Origin of the sequence: Streptomyces sp. WG5 (assembly GCF_049974565.1) — a bacterium.
GTDB lineage: Bacteria > Actinomycetota > Actinomycetes > Streptomycetales > Streptomycetaceae > Streptomyces.
Genome location: NZ_JBNGGC010000104.1, coordinates 1 through 2,662, shown reverse-complemented (window position 1 = coordinate 2,662; position 2,662 = coordinate 1). Strand labels below are relative to the sequence as shown.

The 2,662-nt window shown below is 72.7% G+C and carries 2 protein-coding genes; both read left to right on the top strand.

The window, feature by feature from the left end; genetic code table 11:
- Window positions 1-749: beta-ketoacyl reductase (locus ACP4IX_RS36025; protein WP_426558842.1), on the top strand; the 749-nt coding region annotated here is incomplete at its 5' end.
- Window positions 750-814: 65 nt separating this feature from the next.
- Window positions 815-2,662: type I polyketide synthase (locus ACP4IX_RS36020; protein WP_426558840.1), on the top strand; the 1,848-nt coding region annotated here is incomplete at its 3' end.

Sequence of the window (2,662 nt, the reverse complement as noted above, 5' to 3'; positions counted from 1 at the left end):
GACGCGGTGGTGTGAACGCACTGTCGGAGCAGGAGGGCCTGGCCCTCTTCGACACCGCGGCCGCCTCGCCCACGGCGGCGTTCGTGCCCGTCAAGCTCGACCTGGCCGCTCTGCGCGCCCAGGTCACTGCGGGAGGCATGCTGCCGCCGCTGTTGAGCGGCCTCGTCCGCGTCCCGGCCCGCCGCGCTGTGGGCACTGCCGACGCCGGCGCGCAGGGAGGCGCCGCCCTTCGGGAGCGCCTGGCCGGCCTCTCGCAGGAGGGACGGCAGGAAGCGCTGCTGGAGCTGGTCCGCGGTCACGTCGCGGGCGTGCTCGGCTTCGCAGGTCCCGAAGCGGTCGACGGCGCACGGTCGTTCAGCGACGTCGGCTTCGACTCCCTCACCGCCGTCGAGCTCCGCAACCGCCTGGGTGCGGCGACGGGTGTACGGCTCCCCGCCACGCTCGTCTTCGACTACCCGACCCCGAACGCCATCGTGGAATTCCTGCGGGACGAGCTCTGGCAGGGCGGCGTCGCGGCGGTTCCCCCGCTCCTCGCCGAACTGGACCGCCTCGAGCGGACGCTCGTGGAGGCCGTACCGGACGACGACGGCCGGAACCGGATCACCGAGCGGCTGCAGGCCCTGCTGGCGGCGTGGAGCACGGCCGGAGAGCCGTCGGCTTCCGACGGCGCCGACGTGGCCGAAGCGCTGGAGACCGCCACCGATGACGACCTCTTCGACTTCATCGGCAAGGAATTCGGGATCTCCTGACGCGACGGTCCGGCCCGCCCTTCCCACGACTCCGCCTTTCTGACTTCCGTACGAGGGATGCAAGCATGAACGAGGAAAAGCTTCGGTACTTCCTGAAGCGCGTGACGGCCGATCTCCACGAGACCCGCCGCCGCCTTCAAGAGGTCGAGTCGGCGGAGCCGGAACCGATCGCGATCGTCGGCATGAGTTGCCGCTACCCCGGCGGCGTCGAGTCGCCCGAGGACCTGTGGCGGCTGGTGTCCGAGGGGACCGACGCCATCTCCCCGTTCCCCACCGACCGCGGCTGGGACATGGAGCGGCTCTTCGACGCCGGCCCCGACGGGCAGGGCACGAGCTACGTGCAGCAAGGCGGATTCCTGCACGACGCCAACTGGTTCGACCCCGCGTTCTTCGGGATCTCGCCGCGTGAGGCACTGGCGATGGACCCGCAGCAGCGGCTCCTGCTGGAGACCTCGTGGGAGGTGTTCGAGCGGGCCGGGATCGACCCGGCCTCGCTGCGCGGCAGCCGGACCGGTGTCTTCGCGGGCGTCATGTACCACGACTACGCGGCGCGGCTGTGGTCCATCCCCGAGGAGGCGGAGGGCTACCTCGTCACCGGTGCCTCCAGCAGCGTCGCGTCGGGCCGCGTGTCGTACACCTTCGGCCTGGAGGGGCCGGCCCTCACCGTCGACACGGCGTGCTCGTCGTCGCTCGTCACACTGCACCTGGCCATGCAGTCGCTCCGCAAGGGCGAGTGCTCGCTCGCCCTGGCCGGCGGCGCCACCGTCATGGCCACACCGGGCACCTTCACCGAGTTCAGCCGGCAGCGCGGCCTGTCCTTCGACGGCCGCTGCAAGTCCTTCGCGGACGCGGCCGACGGCACCGGCTGGGCGGAGGGCGCCGGCATGCTGCTGGTCGAGCGCCTGTCGGACGCCCGCGCCAACGGCCACCCCGTGCTCGCCGTGATCCGCGGATCCGCCGTCAACCAGGACGGTGCCAGCAACGGCCTGACGGCCCCCAACGGCCCGTCCCAGCAGCGGGTGATCCGCGCGGCCCTGGCCGACGCTCGCCTCGCGCCCTCCGAGGTCGACGCGGTCGAGGCCCACGGCACCGGCACCACGCTGGGCGACCCCATCGAGGCGCAGGCCCTGCTGGCCACCTACGGCAAGGAGCACAGCGACGAACAGCCGCTGTGGCTCGGCTCGATCAAGTCGAACATCGGTCACACCCAGGCCGCCGCCGGTGTCGCGGGCATCATCAAGATGGTCATGGCGATCCGCAACGGCAAGCTCCCCAGGACCCTCCACGTCGACAAGCCCTCGTCCACCGTGGACTGGTCGGCCGGTGCGGTCTCCCTGCTGACCGAGGAGCAGGAGTGGCCGGAGACCGGTCGCCCGCGCCGGGTGGCCGTGTCGTCCTTCGGCGTCAGTGGCACCAACGCGCACATCATCATCGAGGAGGCGACGGCCCCCGCCCCCGCAGCCGTCCCCGCCGATGCCGGGACGGATGCCGAGGCCGCGGAGACCGCCGACGGGGCGGCCACGGACGCGGAGCAGCCTCCGGTCCTGATCGCGGCGCTCCGTGACTCGTCCGCGCCGGGCGCCTCGGACGTCCTGCCCTGGACCCTGACCGCCAAGAGCGAGAACGCGCTGCGCGGCCAGGCCGAACGCCTCCTCGCGCACCTGGGCGCCCACCCCGGCCTGCGACCCGCCGACGTGGGCCACTCCCTGGCCACCACCCGTGCCGCACACGCACGGCGCGCCGTCCTCGTCGGCAGCGAGCCGGCGGACTACGTGCGGGCCCTCACCGCTCTGGTGGCGGGCGAGCCGTCGTCGCACGTCGTCCAGGGCTCGGCCCTCGGTGGCAAGACGGTGTTCGTGTTCCCGGGGCAGGGTTCGCAGTGGGCCGGTATGGCGGTGGAACTGCTGGATTCC